Genomic DNA, 14,831 nt, shown 5'->3' with positions numbered 1-14,831 from the left:
TTATTTTCCTGCTTTAAATAGGAATTCCTTTTCTTCTTTTGTTAAACTATCATAACCCGATTTACTGATTTTATCCAATATATCATCAATCTGTTTTTGAGTTACATTTTTCTCTGAAAACGAATTTACACCTTTTTTTGTTGTGTTTCGATGCACTTTTTTAAATGGAGTATGCGTTTTAGGTTTAAAAAGATTTACAAAAAAATCTAAAACTTTTGAAATTCCGTTACTCAAATCTATTCCCGATTTCAAAAGTTTTATATACAGAAATCCAAATAAAGCACCACCTAAATGAGCAATATGACCACCTGTATTATCTAAAGGCAATTGAATCAAATCTAGCAGTAAAATTACAAAAGTAACATGCCAAAGTTTTACAATACCTACCAATGGAATTCGTAATAACATAAAAGGTGCATAAGTGGCAGCACTTAATAAAATTGCCATAATTGCACCGCTAGCACCAATCAATAAACCTGCTTTTCCAACAAAAATGTAAGACAGCACAAAAGAAATTCCAGAAAAAATTCCACCTAAAACATAAACACCTAACAATTGTTTATCAGTAAAATAAGTCGAAAATAATCTCCCTGAAAAATGAAGCACCAACAAATTAAAAATCAAATGAAAAAATCCGAAATGAAAAAAATTAAACGTTATTAATGTCCAAGGTGAACTGATAAAAGTCTCTAAATGAGAAGATAAAGCAATCCATGTCGGAATTTCAAATTTACCAACAGAAAATTTATAAAAGAAGACCAACGACAACAAAAAGCAACCTATGTTCCAAAAGATTAACTTTTGTACCATACCTCCTGTTCTGTATTGTAATTTTAAATCATCTAATATGTTCATCTTTTCTCTTTGTTCTAACTTCTATTTTCTGAAATCTATCTGTCCCAACGGTTTTTATTAAACTGATTTTTCTTCCAATACCACATCATGATAAAACCAATTAATGCCCCGCCCAAATGAGCAAAATGAGCAATATTGCTTCCAAATAAACTAAATCCGGTTACCCCTGAAAATAAATCTAACATCACAATCACAGGAACAAAATATTTGGCTTTCACAGGAACCGGAATAAACATCATCATCAACTCGGCATTTGGAAACATAAAAGCAAAAGCCACTAATAATCCGTAAATTGCTCCTGAAGCTCCAACAGCAGAAGCCTGATTTTTAATTGCTGCATCGAATAAAATACGGAAATCTTCAGCAGATAAATTTAACCTATCAAAAATAACTTGCGCATTTTCATATAACAATTTACCCTGAAATTGATTTCCATCATCAAAATTAGTATTTAAAATTGTATGAATATCTGCGGTTGAAATGGTTGTATTCTGCAATTGATTCAATAACGCATGAATTTCATAATAATCAACCCCCGAATGAATTAACGCAGCACCTAACCCACAAGAAAAATAGAAAAATAGAAATTTCTTAGCTCCCCAAAAATGTTCTAATGCACTACCAAAAGAAACCAAGGCAAACATATTAAAAAAGATATGCATTAAACTATTTTTTGAATGCATAAACATGTAAGTAATAGGTTGCCAAAAATGAAATTTATCACTTTCAAAATAATACAATGATAATAAATCATATGATTGAGGAACTATAAAGGCCCCAACATAGCATAAAATATTGATTATCAACAACTGCTTTACAGTATCGGTCATGTTCATCATATCGCAAATTTTTTATCTAAATCTTCTACCGTTAAGGTAATGAAAGTTGGTTTTTGAAAAGGGGAAACATTCGGTTCTTTACATGCAAATAACGAATTTACTAAATTTTCTTGTTCTTTTTCCGTTAAGTAAGTTCCGGTTTTTACTGCCATACTTTTTGCCATCGATTTGGCTATACTATCACTTTGCGAAAAACTACTTTCTGGAATTTCGTTTTGTAAATTCCCAATCAATTCTTCTAAAACAATGGAAACTTCACTTTCTGCCATTCCAATTGGCAACCCAGAAATTTGAACAGAATCAGCATTAAAAGCATCAAAAACAAATCCGGTATTTTCTAAAGACGATTGCAATTCTTTCAATAAAATCATTTCGTCAGATGAAAAATACAATTCCAATGGAAATAACAACTGTTGGCTCGAAGCTTTTTGAACTGTAATATTAGTTAGAAATTGTTCGTATAATACACGTTGATGTGCTCTTCCTTGATCAATAACTAACATTCCCGATTTTATAGCACTAACAATATATTTTTTATGTATTTGATAAGTAGAAGTAGTTTTAGTTTCAACAACCTCATCATCAAACAATTTACTAGAAACTTCTACACTCTCAAACGAAAAAGTTTCAATTTCTTGCGTGTCTTGTTTAAGCCCTACATACAAACTTTCCCAGCTAGATTCCGTTGTTTCTCTTTTATAACTTCCAAAAGAAGACAATGGTTTTGAACTTGTTTTTTCAGCTGCAAACGGATTAAAATTTGAATCCACTTGAATCGTTGGAAAATCAGCTTCTCTATTTTTGTATTCGTAAGGTGTGTCTAAATTAGCATCGCGCTCAAAATCTAAAACCGGTGCCACATTAAACTGTCCTAAACTATGTTTAACAGCCGATCGTAAAATGGCATATAACGAATGTTCGTCGTCGAACTTAATTTCGGTTTTGGTTGGATGAATGTTAATATCGATAGTATGTGGTGGCACTTGCAAATACAAGAAATAACTTGGCTGATTGCCTTCTTTTAATAGACCTTCATAAGCGCTCATAATCGCATGATGCAAATACGCGCTTTTGATATATCTATCGTTCACAAAGAAAAACTGCTCTCCTCTACTCTTTTTTGCAAATTCTGGTTTTCCAACAAAGCCTGAAATTTTAATCAACTCCGTATCTTCTGAAACTGGCACTAATTTTTCATTGGTTTTTCCACCAAAAATATTTACAATACGTTGGCGGTAATTCGAACTTGGTAAATTGTATAATTCACTTCCGTTATGGATCAAAGTAAACGAAATCGATGGATGTGCCATCGCTACACGTTGGAATTCATCCATTACATGACGAAATTCTACCGTTTCCGATTTCAAGAAATTTCTTCTGGCTGGAATATTGAAAAACAAATTCTTAACAGCAAAAGAAGTTCCTTTAGGTAAAACTGCAACATCTTGGGTTACTAATTTACTTCCCTCAATAATGATATGAGTTCCTAGTTCTTCTTGGTCTTGTTTGGTTTTTAATTCCACATGTGCAATCGCAGCAATAGAAGCTAAGGCTTCTCCACGAAAACCTTTGGTATGTAAATCAAATAAATCCTCTGCTTTTCGAATTTTTGAAGTTGCATGACGCTCAAAACACAAGCGTGCATCAGTAGTATTCATACCTAAACCATTATCGATAACCTGAACCAAAGTTTTTCCAGCATCTTTAACGATTAACTTGATATCAGTTGATTTTGCATCTACTGCATTTTCTAACAACTCTTTAACAACAGAAGCAGGTCTTTGAACTACTTCACCAGCAGCAATTTGATTGGCAACATGATCAGGTAAAAGTTGGATTATACTAGCAGCCATTAGATATTTTAAATGATTTATTTGATTTGCAAAAATAAAGAAATTATATGGTGTTTTCTTTATAAAAAAAATAAACCTACATAAAAATGTAGGTTTACTAAAACAAACTTTAAAAACTTAAAATCTAAATTTATATTCTAAATTTAATACTATTGACCTAGTCAAACCATCAGGTCTGGCATCTCTAACTATTAATGGTGTACCTAAATTAAATTCAATCGCATTTTTGTCATTTAATGAATATACCGCCAATAAACTAGCATTTAATGTTAAACCTTTAGATCCACTTATCTGAACTTCCTGATTGTTAACATCTTCAAAAGTATCATTAGCAATATGGTAGATTGGGAGCAAACTTGGGCTTAGTTTCCATTTAGAATTTATAGAATAATTATATCCCAATCTGAATAACAAATCGGGAGCTCTTTCAAATTGATTTGTTGTAAAAAATTCATTAGAACTTGATGGCTTAATAAAAGTATTATTGTTTTTATTCAAGGGGTGTTGGTAACCCAAAGCAAAAAATAAATTTTTATATTTTTTTGAAACCCCAAAAATTAAATCATAAGTTCCTAAACTAGGTTGTAAATCCATTGGTAAAGCCATGCCATTCTCTTTCACATTTCCGTCTGTAAAAGGAATTTTCAACCCAACACTTGCACTTACTGTGGGATTAACTATATAATCTGCTATTATAAAACCATCAGATAAACTACTTGATGAAACTGTTTCTTTTGTTTGATTAATGTAATTTATTCTTGTACCAATATTTAATTTTTCTGTAATTTTATATTGGTACTCTAAGTACATCCCAAATACAGAAATATCAAAATCTGCACTACCATGATTAACTCCAAATTTTAACGTATGTTTTATAGAATCTACAGCTGTTCCATATTTCATGTTTTCTGAAGTGCAAAATCCAGCATCACTACAACCTTGCGAAAAAACAGCATTACTAGCCCATAAAATTAAAACAAATACAACTTTTTTCATCAAATCCATTTTGGTTATCTAATTCGAAATTCGAATTAATAAAATATTATAAACGAACTAAAACTAATACCACAAAATTACATTCTAAAAAAACAAAAAAGTGTTAGATAGCTAACACTTTTTACTTATGGAGAATAATTTGTTTTCGTTCAAAAGTCAATACTTTTTCATTTTGAAGCTCATTAATAAGAACATTCAGGGTTGGGCGAGACAAACCAATTAATGAAGCAATTTCTTTTTGAGTAAATGGATGTTTAATAACAGTATCACCGGTAACTGCATTTGTAAACCCATAGTCATCAGACAACTCTTTTAAAAATTCTAATAATCGTGTTTTAGCATCCTTAAAAAGCATAATCTGCAATCTTCTTTCTAACTTTTTAAAACGATATCCTATGAATTTATATATGGAGATGCTGAATTCAGAATTTCGCCTCAACAGTTCATGCATCATATCTAAAGAAACCACACAAGTTGATACCTCGTTATCTAGTGCTTGGGCAAATTCGTTTCGTTTTTCTTCTCCTAATATGGCTTTCTCACCAAAAATTTGTCCTTTTATTAAAATGGCTGTAATTATTTCATCACCATCATCTGTTATATATCCTACTTTTATTTTACCAGAATTAACTAAAAAAACTTTATTTGCAACATCGTTTTCAAAATAGATATAATCCCCTTTTTTAAAATAATTAAAAGCGTGATCTTTTTTATATTCTTGGAACTTATGAGGACATAGAATTTGAAAAACATCAATATTATCAAAAAACCATATTGCGTTATTCATATACATTATTTTAGTTATTTCTTAAAAATGGAAAAGTCAAAATCAATTACATACATAAAAATAAAAAGTAGAATCAAAACAATAATCATTATACGCATATTAAAATGACGATTCCCTCTATGTCTGCTATTTACTCGGGCTTCACTCCAATGCGCTCTAAAATCATTATAATTTACAGATTCACGATCTCTTCTAATAGCCGAGTCAAAATCGAATGGATTTTCTACTTCTTTCCCTTTATAATGTCGAGGTGTGTAGTTGAATTTTCTATTTTGTGGTAATTTAAACGAACCTCTTCCAAACTTAAACATAACACATTATTTTTTTCAAATTTAACAAATTAATTACTTTTTAAATCTAATTATTTGTGAGTTGTCCTAAAAAAGGTTGACTCGTTAATAATCCAAATATAGTTAAATCGTAACAGAATTAATTCTGTTACGATTTATTTTTTTCCATTGTTTTAAATGTATTATTTTTTGTTGATGTGCTTGGTTTGGAGTTATCATATTAATTGACATATGTATTCTAAAATTGTTGTATAAAGTTATGGCCTGTGTAACTTGTTTGTTTAAATTTTGATAGTTTTCAAATATTTCATGTAAACCAAATTCTTCTTTTAAAATTCCATTTACTCTTTCTGCCACTGCATTTTCATATGGGTCGTATTCTTGCGTCATACTAATTAAAATATTGTTTTTCTTTAACAATTCGGTATACTCTTTACTACAGTATTGTAAACCTCTATCAGAATGGTGAATGAGTTGATTTTTTGTTTTCCTCTTAATCAAAGCCATTTCTAAAGCTTTTACAGTAGTTGAGCTCATTAAATTATCTGACAATTGATATCCTACAATTTTCTTGGAACACGCATCAGTGAGTAAATGCAAATAATATGTTTTCTCTTTTGTTCGTAAATATGTTATATCAGCAACCCAAACCTGCTCAGGTCTGTTAAGTACTAAATTGCTAATTAAATTTGGATAGCGTTTCATCCAATGTCTTGAATTTGTTGTTTTGTAATATCTTCGAGCTTTAGGAACTTGTAAATATTCTGCTTTTAAAAAATCTAAAAAATTATCCCGACCAATTGATATATGGTGTTTTATAAATTCATCTTGTAACATTACATGAAGTTTTTTACCACCTGTTCGGGGTAATTGCTTACGAATAGTAACTACCAAACTTCGTAATAATTCTGAGTTGTATTTAGGTGTTTTTACCTTTGACTTTCGCTTGTAAAATGCTTGTTTTGTGTATCCAAACAGTTCGCATAACTCATAAATAGTCAATGAACTATTTATATTTATTTCTTCGACTGCTTGGAACCAGACTTTTTTACAATATCAATTTTAAGTTCACGTTCAGCTATTTCAATAAATCGTTTAAATACTTTTAATTCTTCTTCTTTTTTCGCTAATTGAGCTTCTAGCTCTTTTATACGCTGTTGTTGAGGATCTTTCATAGGACGACCAATAGTTAATTTATCTTCATAGGTAAATTTACCATATTTTTTTAACCATCTTGGTATACAACTACTACCTAAAATATTGTAACGTCTTCGAAGCTCTGCTTTTGTAAATAAACCCCTCTCAAATTCACTTACAACTTGACGTTTAAATGCTTCGCTGTAAATTTGTGGGACAGTTGGAATTTTTGAAATTTTCTTTTTTGTTGACATATTATGTGATTTTTAGTCAACTTTTTTCAGGACAAGACATTGTTAACAAAAATCCCGCCATAAAAGCGGGATTTATAATTTTCTATAGTAAAAATTAAACTTTTTTATTCAAATCTATCATTTTAATGGCTGCTATTGCAGCTTCTACACCTTTATTTCCGTGCTTTCCTCCGCTTCTGTCAAGCGATTGTTGCATATTGTTATCGGTTAACACGCAAAAAATTGTAGGCACATCATATAAAAGATTTAAATCTTTCATACCTTGAGTAACCCCTTCACAAACAAATTCGAAATGCATCGTTTCTCCTTTGATTACACAACCAATAACGATTACTGCGTCCAACTCTAATTTTTCATGCATTTGTCGTGCACCAAAAATCAATTCAAAACTTCCAGGAACATTCCAACGAATAATGTTTTCTTGCAAAGCTCCACAATCGGTTAAAGCGGAAAAAGCTCCATTATACAAGCCTTCTGTTACTTGTTCATTCCATTCTGAAACAACAATCCCAAACCGAAAGTCTTTCGCATTTGGGATTGTGTTTTTATCGTAATTTGATAAATTTTTATTTTCTGTTGCCATTATTTTTCTGTCAATGCAATAAAAGCATCAATATTTAAACCTTCTTTAGAAGTTTCATATTTTTCTTTGATCTCTACAAATAATTTGTGCGCTTCTTCTTTCTTTCCAGCCACTAAATTTAATTGAGCAGCTTTCAACAAAAATCTTGGAGTTGTAAATTCATTTTCAGAAGCTTCTGCAGCTTGCTTGTAATATGAAATAGCTTCATCAACTTTATTTGTTTCTGATAAAGCATCTCCAATAGCACCTAAAGCAATTGGTTTTAAAATAGCATCATCAGACTTAAATTTCTCTAAATAAGTAATCGCATTTTTGAAATCACCTAAGTTTAAATAAGCCATACCAGCATGATAGTTGGCTAAATTTCCAGCTGCAGTTCCTGAATATTGATCAGCTACCGCTAAGAAACCTAATTTACCTTCTCCACCATTAAGAGCTAATTTGTATAAAGAATCATTCTTTTCTGAAGCATCAACCGCTTGTTGAAAAAATTGTTGCGCTTGAAAAATTTCATTTGCAGCTTTTTCTTCATTAGGCTCAACAACAAAACGATTGTATAACAAGTAAGATAATGTACCAATCGCAATTGCACCTACAATACCTAAAAGTAATTTTTGATTTTTTGCTACCCAATCCTCAGTTTTAGAAGCTGTTTCATCTAAAGTATTGAATACCTCAGCTGTAGTACTATCTTGTACATCAATTGCTTCTACTTCTTCAAACTCATTTTCAACTTTTGCTTCTTCAGGTTTTGGGGCTTTGTAACCTCTTTTGTTATATGTTGCCATTTATTTTTAATTTAATGAGGTGCAAAAATATAATTTTTATTAAAATTTAAAACCATTTTTGTAGATATTTTTAAGAATTTCAATTTACTTTTGCAGGAAGTCTTACTTTTACTCATCAAACAACCTTTAATTATTGTGTTTTTAAAACAATTATCTTTACTTAATTATAAGAATTTAGCCCAAATCGAATTTGATTTTGATGCTAAAATTAATTGTTTTGTAGGAAAAAATGGTGTTGGAAAAACCAATATTTTAGATGCAATTTACCATTTAGCTTATGGAAAAAGCTATTTCAATCCCTTAGCAATTCAAAACATCAAACATGGCGAAGAGTTTTTCGTGATTGACGCTTTGCTTCATAAAAATGGCAAAGAGGAAAAAATAGTTTGCAGTTTAAAAAAAGGACAAAAAAAGACCATCAAGCGAAATGGAAAAGTTTATGAAAAACTTTCTGAACATTTGGGATTAATTCCTTTGGTAATCATTTCGCCTTCCGATGCTGATTTGATTGTGGAAGGAAGTGAAACAAGAAGAAAATTTATTGATAGCGTTATTGGAACATTAGATAACCAATATTTACAATTACTGATTCAATATCAAAAAACGTTAGCGCAGCGCAATGCTTTATTGAAATACTTCGCTTTAAACCAGACTTTTGATTCTGATAATTTATCGATTTACAACGAATTATTAAGTGAAACCGGACAATTAATCTTCGAAAAAAGAAACCAATTTTTGAACGATTTTATCCCGATTTTCCAAAAACATCACACTAATATTTCGGGAGGAAATGAATCGGTTGCTTTGCGTTACGAAAGTCAATTGTTCGAAAAAGATTTATCATCACTTTTAGAAGAATCGTTACAAAAAGACCGAATTATTCAATATACAAGTTCTGGAATTCACAAAGATGATTTGGTTTTTGAGATTGATGGTTTCCCGATTAAGAAATTTGGCTCACAAGGCCAACAGAAATCATTTTTGATAGCTCTGAAATTGGCACAATTCGAGTTTATGAAAAAACAAAGTGGCGAATTACCAATTCTTCTTTTTGATGATATTTTCGATAAATTAGACGAAACACGTGTGCAAAAAATTGTCACTATGGTAAATGATGCTGTTTTTGGACAAATTTTTATTTCCGACACGCATGCAGAACGAACGGAGATGATTATCAAAGAAACGCATCAATCGTATAAAATGTTTTTGATTGAAGATTGATGATTATGGATTTTAGATTTAAGAAGTTTTGAACTTGATTTTTGGAATTTCTACTATATACATTACATTTGAAAAAAATTATTCCACCATGAATATTCAAACCAATTTCTCTTTAAAAAATTATAACACTTTTGGAATTGAAGCTAAAGCTAAACAGTTTGTTTCTGTTTCATCTATCGATGAATTAAAAGAAGTGTTGAGAGCAAACAACGATATTTTTATTTTGGGTGGCGGAAGCAATATGTTGTTAACGCAAAACATTGAAAAATTAGTCGTTCATGTGAACTTAAAAGGAAGAGAAATTGTTGAAGAAAACGATGATTTTGTCATCGTAAAAGCGCAAGCTGGCGAAAATTGGCATGAATTTGTACTTTGGTGCATCAACCAAAATTTCGGCGGAATTGAAAACTTATCTTTGATTCCTGGAAATGTAGGTACAACTCCTATTCAAAATATTGGAGCTTATGGTGTGGAAATTAAAGACACGATGTTTTCGTGCGATGCTTTGAATTTGAAAACATTAGCAATTGAAAAGTTTACCAATGCGCAATGTAAATTTGAATACCGTGAAAGTGTTTTCAAAAACGAATTAAAAAACCAATACATCATAACTTCGGTTAGTTTTAAATTAACGAAGAAAAACCACAAAGTTTCTACAACTTATGGCGCTATTGAAACCGAATTAAAACAAAACGGAATAGAAAACCCAACCTTAAAAGACGTTAGCAATGCTGTAATTGCCATTCGTCGAAGTAAATTACCAGATCCAAAAGAATTAGGCAACAGTGGAAGTTTCTTCAAAAACCCGATTATTGCAAAAGAAGTCTACGAAAAAGCAAAAGCACTTCACCCAGAAATGCCTCATTATGTAGTTTCGGAAACGGAGGTAAAAGTTCCGGCTGGTTGGCTAATTGAACAAGCTGGTTTTAAAGACAAACGTTTTGGCGATGCTGGAGTTCATAAAAATCAAGCTTTGGTTTTAGTCAATTACGGAACAGCAACAGGAGCCGAAATTGTAGCACTTTCGAGAAATATCCAACAAACGATTTTAGAAAAATTCGGAATTGCTATTGAAGCGGAAGTGAATATTATTTAGTTGGGAGTTGGGAGTTTAAAATCTTTGCATGCTTTGCTAAAAAACTTTGCGAACTTTACGTTTAAATTCTGAACTTGATTTGAATTTTCTTTTGTAAATTTGCAGTTCAAAATAGAAAAAAATGAAACTTGTATTAGTAACCATTGGACTTTTAGGACTTGCATTTGCAGGTATCGCGATAAAAATTTGGGCAAAAAAAGACGGAAAATTTGCTGGAACTTGTGCTAGCCAAAGTCCGTTTTTAAATAAAGATGGAGAAAACTGTAGCTACTGCGGAAAAACTCCTGAACAAATGAAAGATTGCAGCGAACCTTCGCATTCTTAATTTTCTAAACTTTATGATACTAATGATACTTTTAATCGCATTTGCGGTTATCGTGTTTATTCAATTTATTTATTACCTTTTTATTTTCGGAAAATTCTCTTTTGGTAAAAAACCAGAAGGAACTCCGAAACGTTTACCTATTTCCATTATTGTCTGTGCTAAAAACGAAGAAGAAAATATCAAAAAGTATTTTCAAACTTTGGTGAGCCAAAACTATCCAGATTACGAAATTGTCTTAATTGACGATGCTTCGAGCGATGAAACCTTGGAACTTTTTGAAGCGTATGAAAAGCAATATCCAAATGTAAAATTGGTAAAAGTTCAAAACAATGAAGCCTTTTGGGGTAATAAAAAATTTGCGCTAACCTTAGGAATCAAAGCCGCAAAAAACGAGTATTTAGTATTTACCGATGCGGATTGTTATCCAGCTTCAAACGATTGGTTGTTGCAAATTTCAACTCAATTTACCAAAGAAAAAACGATTGTTTTAGGCTATGGCGCTTACGAAAAAGTAAAGAATTCCTTCCTAAATAAAATCATTCGTTTTGAAACGATGTTAACCGCTACGCAATATTTTTCTTGGGCAAAAATTGGCAAACCTTATATGGGTGTTGGTCGTAATTTAGCTTACAAAAAAGAAGAATTTTTCAACGTTCGAGGTTTTATGGATCACATGAAAATTCGTTCAGGGGATGATGATTTGTTTATTAATCAAGCAGCAACAAATAAGAATACAGCAATTTTATATACACCAGAAAGTTTCACTTTTTCGGAACCAAAAACTACTTTTTCATCTTGGATGTACCAAAAAAGAAGACATGCTACGACTGCAAATTACTACAAAGGATTTGATAAATTTCAGTTGGGATTATTTTTCTTTAGTCAGTTTTGGTTTTTAGCTTTAGCGATTATTTTGTTAGCCTTTCAATTCCAATGGATGATTGTGACTGGAATTATTGTTTTCAGATATTTATTCACTTGGATTTCTTTAGGTTATGCCGCTGGAAAACTAAAAGAAAAAGATGTGATGTATTGGTATCCAATTATAGAAATTGTGCTTATCTTTACCCAACTGAGCGTATTTTTTAGAAACCTCATCTCAAAACCAATACATTGGAAGTAAATTCGGTAATTATTCAAGAAAATATTGAAAAAGCAAAAAAGGGAGACCAAGTTGCTTTCACCTTTCTATTGGATTTTTTCTGGAATGAAGTGTACGGATTCATGCTAAAACGCACCGAAAACGAAACCGACACTGAAGACATCGTAATTGAAACTTTCGCAAAGGCATTTGATAAAATCGCAACCTATAATCCTGAATACGGTTTTAATACTTGGTTGATTGCGATTGCAAAAAACGTTCATATCGACATGCTTCGCAAAAAGAAATCATCTTTATTTATTGAAATGAATGACGAAGAAGATCACCAAGCTTACAGTGTTGCCGATGAATCCAATTCTGCGGAAGACGAATTAATTATCGAGCAAAATTTAGCGCAATTACTCCAATATATCAAACAATTAAAACCTGCTTATCAAGAAGTCATTCAAATGCGTTATTTTCAAGAAATGACCTATCAAGAAATGGCAGAACAAATTAATGAACCGCTTAATAACATCAAAATTAAATTACTTAGAGCAAAGAAATTATTGGCTGAGATTATTTCTGGAAAATAAAATTCTAAACAAATCTTAAAACTTTCCATTCTTCTATAGAAATCCATCATTTCTAATTATCTTTGCCTATCAAAATTTTGATTATGGACACGGCTATTGACAATGTTTTTCCACCAAGAGAACCCAAACCAAAATGGTTACGCGTAAAATTACCAACCGGTAAAAACTACACCGAACTTAGAGGTTTAGTAGACAAATACAAACTGAATACGATTTGTACTTCGGGAAGTTGTCCTAATATGGGCGAATGTTGGGGCGAAGGAACAGCAACTTTCATGATTTTAGGAAACATTTGTACGCGTTCGTGCGGCTTTTGTGGTGTAAAAACCGGTCGCCCTGAAACGGTGGATTGGGACGAACCTGAAAAAGTAGCGCGTTCTATCAAAATTATGAACATCAAACATGCGGTTATTACGAGTGTGGATCGTGATGATTTAAAAGACATGGGTTCAATTATTTGGGCAGAAACCGTGAAAGCCATTCGCCGAATGAATCCAAATACGACTTTAGAAACGTTAATTCCAGATTTTCAGGGGAATACAAGAAATATAGACCGAATTATTGAAGTAGCTCCAGAAGTAGTTTCGCACAACATGGAAACCGTAAAACGTTTGACGCGTGAGGTTCGTATTCAAGCGAAATATGAGAAAAGTTTGGAAGTACTTCGCTATTTAAAAGAGCAAGGCATCAAAAGAACAAAATCGGGTATCATGTTAGGTTTAGGTGAAACTGAGGAAGAAGTAATTCAGGTCCTACATGATTTAGCTGATGCAAAAGTGGATATTGTTACTATAGGTCAGTACTTACAACCAAGTAAAAAGCATTTACCTGTTAAAGAATATATTACACCAGAGCAATTTGCTAAATACGAAAAAATCGGAAAAGAATTAGGTTTTAGACATGTGGAAAGCGGTGCTTTAGTACGTTCGTCTTATCATGCGGAGAAACATATCCATTAAGCGGGAAGCTGGATGATGGATGCTGGAAGTTTTTTAAATGCCGAATTCAAATAATTAAGCTTAGTTACACTAACTTTTCAACTTGAAACTTGAAACTTGAAACAAAAACATTGAAACCTGAAACAAAAATAAAAATTGCTATTAATGGTTTTGGAAGAATTGGACGTAATTTATTCCGATTGCTTTTGAATCATCCTACTATTGAAGTAGTTGCCATCAACGACATTGCCGATAATAAAACAATGGCGCACTTGGTAAAATACGATAGCATTCATGGTGTTTTGAATCAGAATGTTTCATTTTCTGAAGATTCGATTATAATCGATGACAAATCTTTTTTATTTTTTCACGAAAGAGAAATTATAAATTTAGATTGGAAATCGGTAAACGTTGATATTGTTATTGAATCGACAGGGAAATTCAAAACGTTTGAAGAGATAAACCAACATATTTTAGCTGGAGCAAAAAAAGTAATTCTTTCGGCACCATCTGAAGTAGATGAAATTAAAACCGTTGTTTTAGGGGTAAACGAACACATTTTAGATGGAAGTGAAACGATAATTTCCAACGCAAGTTGTACGACAAATAACGCAGCTCCGATGATTAAAATCATTCAGGAATTGTGCGAAATTGAACAAGCGTACATCACAACGGTTCACTCCTACACTACCGACCAAAGTTTACACGACCAGCCCCATAAAGATTTACGTAGAGCTCGTGGCGCAGCGCAATCAATTGTTCCAACAACAACCGGTGCAGCAAAAGCTTTGACAAAAATTTTCCCAGAATTAGAAGGAAAAATGGGCGGTTGCGGTATTCGTGTTCCAGTTCCAGATGGTTCGTTGACTGATATTACATTCAATGTAAAACGTCAAGTTTCAATTGAAGAAATCAATCAAGCATTTAAAAAAGCGTCTGAAACTAATTTTAAAGGAATTTTAGATTACACAGAAGACCCAATTGTTTCTGTGGATATTATTGGAAATCAAAATTCTTGTTTGTTTGATGCGCAATTAACTTCTGTTATTGACAAAATGGTTAAAATTGTAGGTTGGTACGACAATGAAATTGGTTATTCTTCTCGATTAATTGACTTAATTACATTCGTTTCTAAAAAATAAAGTTTTTTATTAACGCTAAAAAACTTAAATTGCAGGGTTAAATTTAATTG

General features: G+C 31.7%; 16 protein-coding genes. 7 read left to right on the top strand and 9 right to left on the bottom strand.

Annotation, left to right across the window (positions count from 1 at the left end):
- The 9 genes from LOS86_RS03760 to LOS86_RS03720 all read right to left on the bottom strand — a co-directional run bounded on the left by LOS86_RS03760 (nucleotide 1) and on the right by LOS86_RS03720 (nucleotide 8,382).
- Entirely contained in the window at nucleotides 1-855 is an 855-nt protein-coding gene (locus LOS86_RS03760) for a rhomboid family intramembrane serine protease (protein WP_231843301.1), read from the bottom strand.
- Nucleotides 856-890: 35 nt separating this feature from the next.
- Complete coding sequence (locus tag LOS86_RS03755; RefSeq protein WP_231843300.1) at nucleotides 891-1,694, bottom strand: rhomboid family intramembrane serine protease; 804 nt, start codon at nucleotides 1,692-1,694, stop codon at nucleotides 891-893.
- Nucleotides 1,691-3,547 carry a DNA mismatch repair endonuclease MutL gene (mutL, locus tag LOS86_RS03750; protein WP_231843299.1) on the bottom strand — a complete coding sequence of 619 codons (1,857 nt, stop codon included), beginning with the start codon at nucleotides 3,545-3,547 and terminating at the stop codon, nucleotides 1,691-1,693. Before mutL ends, LOS86_RS03755 begins: the two co-directional genes overlap by 4 nt.
- 117 nt (nucleotides 3,548-3,664) lie before the next feature.
- Complete coding sequence (locus LOS86_RS03745) at nucleotides 3,665-4,543, bottom strand: TonB-dependent receptor (RefSeq protein ID WP_231843298.1); 879 nt, start codon at nucleotides 4,541-4,543, stop codon at nucleotides 3,665-3,667.
- 121 nt (nucleotides 4,544-4,664) lie between these two features.
- The gene (locus LOS86_RS03740; RefSeq protein ID WP_231843297.1) at nucleotides 4,665-5,330 is read right to left on the bottom strand and encodes a Crp/Fnr family transcriptional regulator; all 666 of its coding nucleotides are present in this window, start codon (nucleotides 5,328-5,330) and stop codon (nucleotides 4,665-4,667) included.
- Nucleotides 5,331-5,344: 14 nt separating this feature from the next.
- Nucleotides 5,345-5,641, bottom strand: a complete 297-nt coding sequence (locus tag LOS86_RS03735) for a hypothetical protein (RefSeq protein ID WP_231843296.1) — start codon at nucleotides 5,639-5,641, stop codon at nucleotides 5,345-5,347.
- A gap of 102 nt (nucleotides 5,642-5,743) precedes the next feature.
- Nucleotides 5,744-7,011, bottom strand: a protein-coding gene (locus tag LOS86_RS03730) for an IS3 family transposase (RefSeq protein WP_231841609.1) whose coding sequence is annotated in 2 segments (ribosomal slippage) — nucleotides 5,744-6,672 and nucleotides 6,672-7,011 — 1,269 coding nt in all. Because the reading frame shifts where the segments join, the coding sequence is not laid out codon by codon here.
- 94 nt (nucleotides 7,012-7,105) lie between these two features.
- Complete coding sequence (gene ribH / locus LOS86_RS03725; protein ID WP_231843295.1) at nucleotides 7,106-7,594, bottom strand: 6,7-dimethyl-8-ribityllumazine synthase; 489 nt, start codon at nucleotides 7,592-7,594, stop codon at nucleotides 7,106-7,108.
- Nucleotides 7,594-8,382, bottom strand: a complete 789-nt coding sequence (locus LOS86_RS03720; protein WP_231843294.1) for a tetratricopeptide repeat protein — start codon at nucleotides 8,380-8,382, stop codon at nucleotides 7,594-7,596. The genes ribH and LOS86_RS03720 overlap by 1 nt, the downstream gene beginning before the upstream one ends.
- Before the next feature lie 135 nt (nucleotides 8,383-8,517).
- Here LOS86_RS03720 and recF point away from each other — a divergent pair, with 135 nt between their 5' ends.
- From recF to gap, 7 genes are all read left to right on the top strand, one after another.
- Nucleotides 8,518-9,603, top strand: a complete 1,086-nt coding sequence (recF, locus tag LOS86_RS03715; RefSeq protein WP_231843908.1) for a DNA replication/repair protein RecF — start codon at nucleotides 8,518-8,520, stop codon at nucleotides 9,601-9,603.
- Nucleotides 9,604-9,691: 88 nt separating this feature from the next.
- A complete protein-coding gene (gene murB, locus LOS86_RS03710) occupies nucleotides 9,692-10,699 on the top strand; it encodes a UDP-N-acetylmuramate dehydrogenase (protein WP_231843293.1) in 1,008 nt (335 codons plus the stop codon).
- 121 nt (nucleotides 10,700-10,820) lie between these two features.
- Nucleotides 10,821-11,024: a hypothetical protein gene (locus LOS86_RS03705; protein ID WP_026724852.1), complete on the top strand. Its 204-nt coding sequence runs from the start codon at nucleotides 10,821-10,823 to the stop codon at nucleotides 11,022-11,024.
- 13 nt (nucleotides 11,025-11,037) lie between these two features.
- Nucleotides 11,038-12,147, top strand: a complete 1,110-nt coding sequence (locus LOS86_RS03700) for a glycosyltransferase (protein ID WP_231843292.1) — start codon at nucleotides 11,038-11,040, stop codon at nucleotides 12,145-12,147.
- Nucleotides 12,138-12,701 carry an RNA polymerase sigma factor gene (locus tag LOS86_RS03695; RefSeq protein WP_231843291.1) on the top strand — a complete coding sequence of 188 codons (564 nt, stop codon included), beginning with the start codon at nucleotides 12,138-12,140 and terminating at the stop codon, nucleotides 12,699-12,701. Before LOS86_RS03700 ends, LOS86_RS03695 begins: the two co-directional genes overlap by 10 nt.
- Before the next feature lie 83 nt (nucleotides 12,702-12,784).
- On the top strand, nucleotides 12,785-13,660 hold the full coding sequence (gene lipA, locus LOS86_RS03690) for a lipoyl synthase (protein ID WP_231843290.1): 876 nt from the start codon (nucleotides 12,785-12,787) through the stop codon (nucleotides 13,658-13,660).
- Between the two features lie 89 nt (nucleotides 13,661-13,749).
- Nucleotides 13,750-14,781, top strand: a complete 1,032-nt coding sequence (gap, locus tag LOS86_RS03685; RefSeq protein WP_231843289.1) for a type I glyceraldehyde-3-phosphate dehydrogenase — start codon at nucleotides 13,750-13,752, stop codon at nucleotides 14,779-14,781.
- The last annotated feature ends 50 nt before the right edge of the window (nucleotides 14,782-14,831 follow it).

The organism is Flavobacterium cyclinae, assembly GCF_021172145.1.
In the GTDB taxonomy this organism is placed as follows: Bacteria; Bacteroidota; Bacteroidia; order Flavobacteriales; family Flavobacteriaceae; genus Flavobacterium; species Flavobacterium cyclinae.
The sequence above is the reverse complement of the archived record's forward strand: the minus strand, read 5'-3'. Positions and strand labels throughout refer to the sequence as shown.

What these genes read in the sequence shown, in the direction of transcription:
- LOS86_RS03760 (WP_231843301.1), bottom strand. Translation starts at nt 855, where the DNA reads ATGAACATATTAGATGATTTAAAATTACAATACAGAACAGGAGGTATG.
- LOS86_RS03745 (WP_231843298.1), bottom strand. Translation starts at nt 4,543, where the DNA reads ATGAAAAAAGTTGTATTTGTTTTAATTTTATGGGCTAGTAATGCTGTT.
- LOS86_RS03740 (WP_231843297.1), bottom strand. Translation starts at nt 5,330, where the DNA reads ATGAATAACGCAATATGGTTTTTTGATAATATTGATGTTTTTCAAATT.
- LOS86_RS03755 (WP_231843300.1), bottom strand. Translation starts at nt 1,694, where the DNA reads ATGATGAACATGACCGATACTGTAAAGCAGTTGTTGATAATCAATATT.
- LOS86_RS03705 (WP_026724852.1), top strand. Translation starts at nt 10,821, where the DNA reads ATGAAACTTGTATTAGTAACCATTGGACTTTTAGGACTTGCATTTGCA.
- LOS86_RS03700 (WP_231843292.1), top strand. Translation starts at nt 11,038, where the DNA reads ATGATACTAATGATACTTTTAATCGCATTTGCGGTTATCGTGTTTATT.
- mutL (WP_231843299.1), bottom strand. Translation starts at nt 3,547, where the DNA reads ATGGCTGCTAGTATAATCCAACTTTTACCTGATCATGTTGCCAATCAA.
- LOS86_RS03720 (WP_231843294.1), bottom strand. Translation starts at nt 8,382, where the DNA reads ATGGCAACATATAACAAAAGAGGTTACAAAGCCCCAAAACCTGAAGAA.
- lipA (WP_231843290.1), top strand. Translation starts at nt 12,785, where the DNA reads ATGGACACGGCTATTGACAATGTTTTTCCACCAAGAGAACCCAAACCA.
- ribH (WP_231843295.1), bottom strand. Translation starts at nt 7,594, where the DNA reads ATGGCAACAGAAAATAAAAATTTATCAAATTACGATAAAAACACAATC.
- murB (WP_231843293.1), top strand. Translation starts at nt 9,692, where the DNA reads ATGAATATTCAAACCAATTTCTCTTTAAAAAATTATAACACTTTTGGA.
- LOS86_RS03735 (WP_231843296.1), bottom strand. Translation starts at nt 5,641, where the DNA reads ATGTTTAAGTTTGGAAGAGGTTCGTTTAAATTACCACAAAATAGAAAA.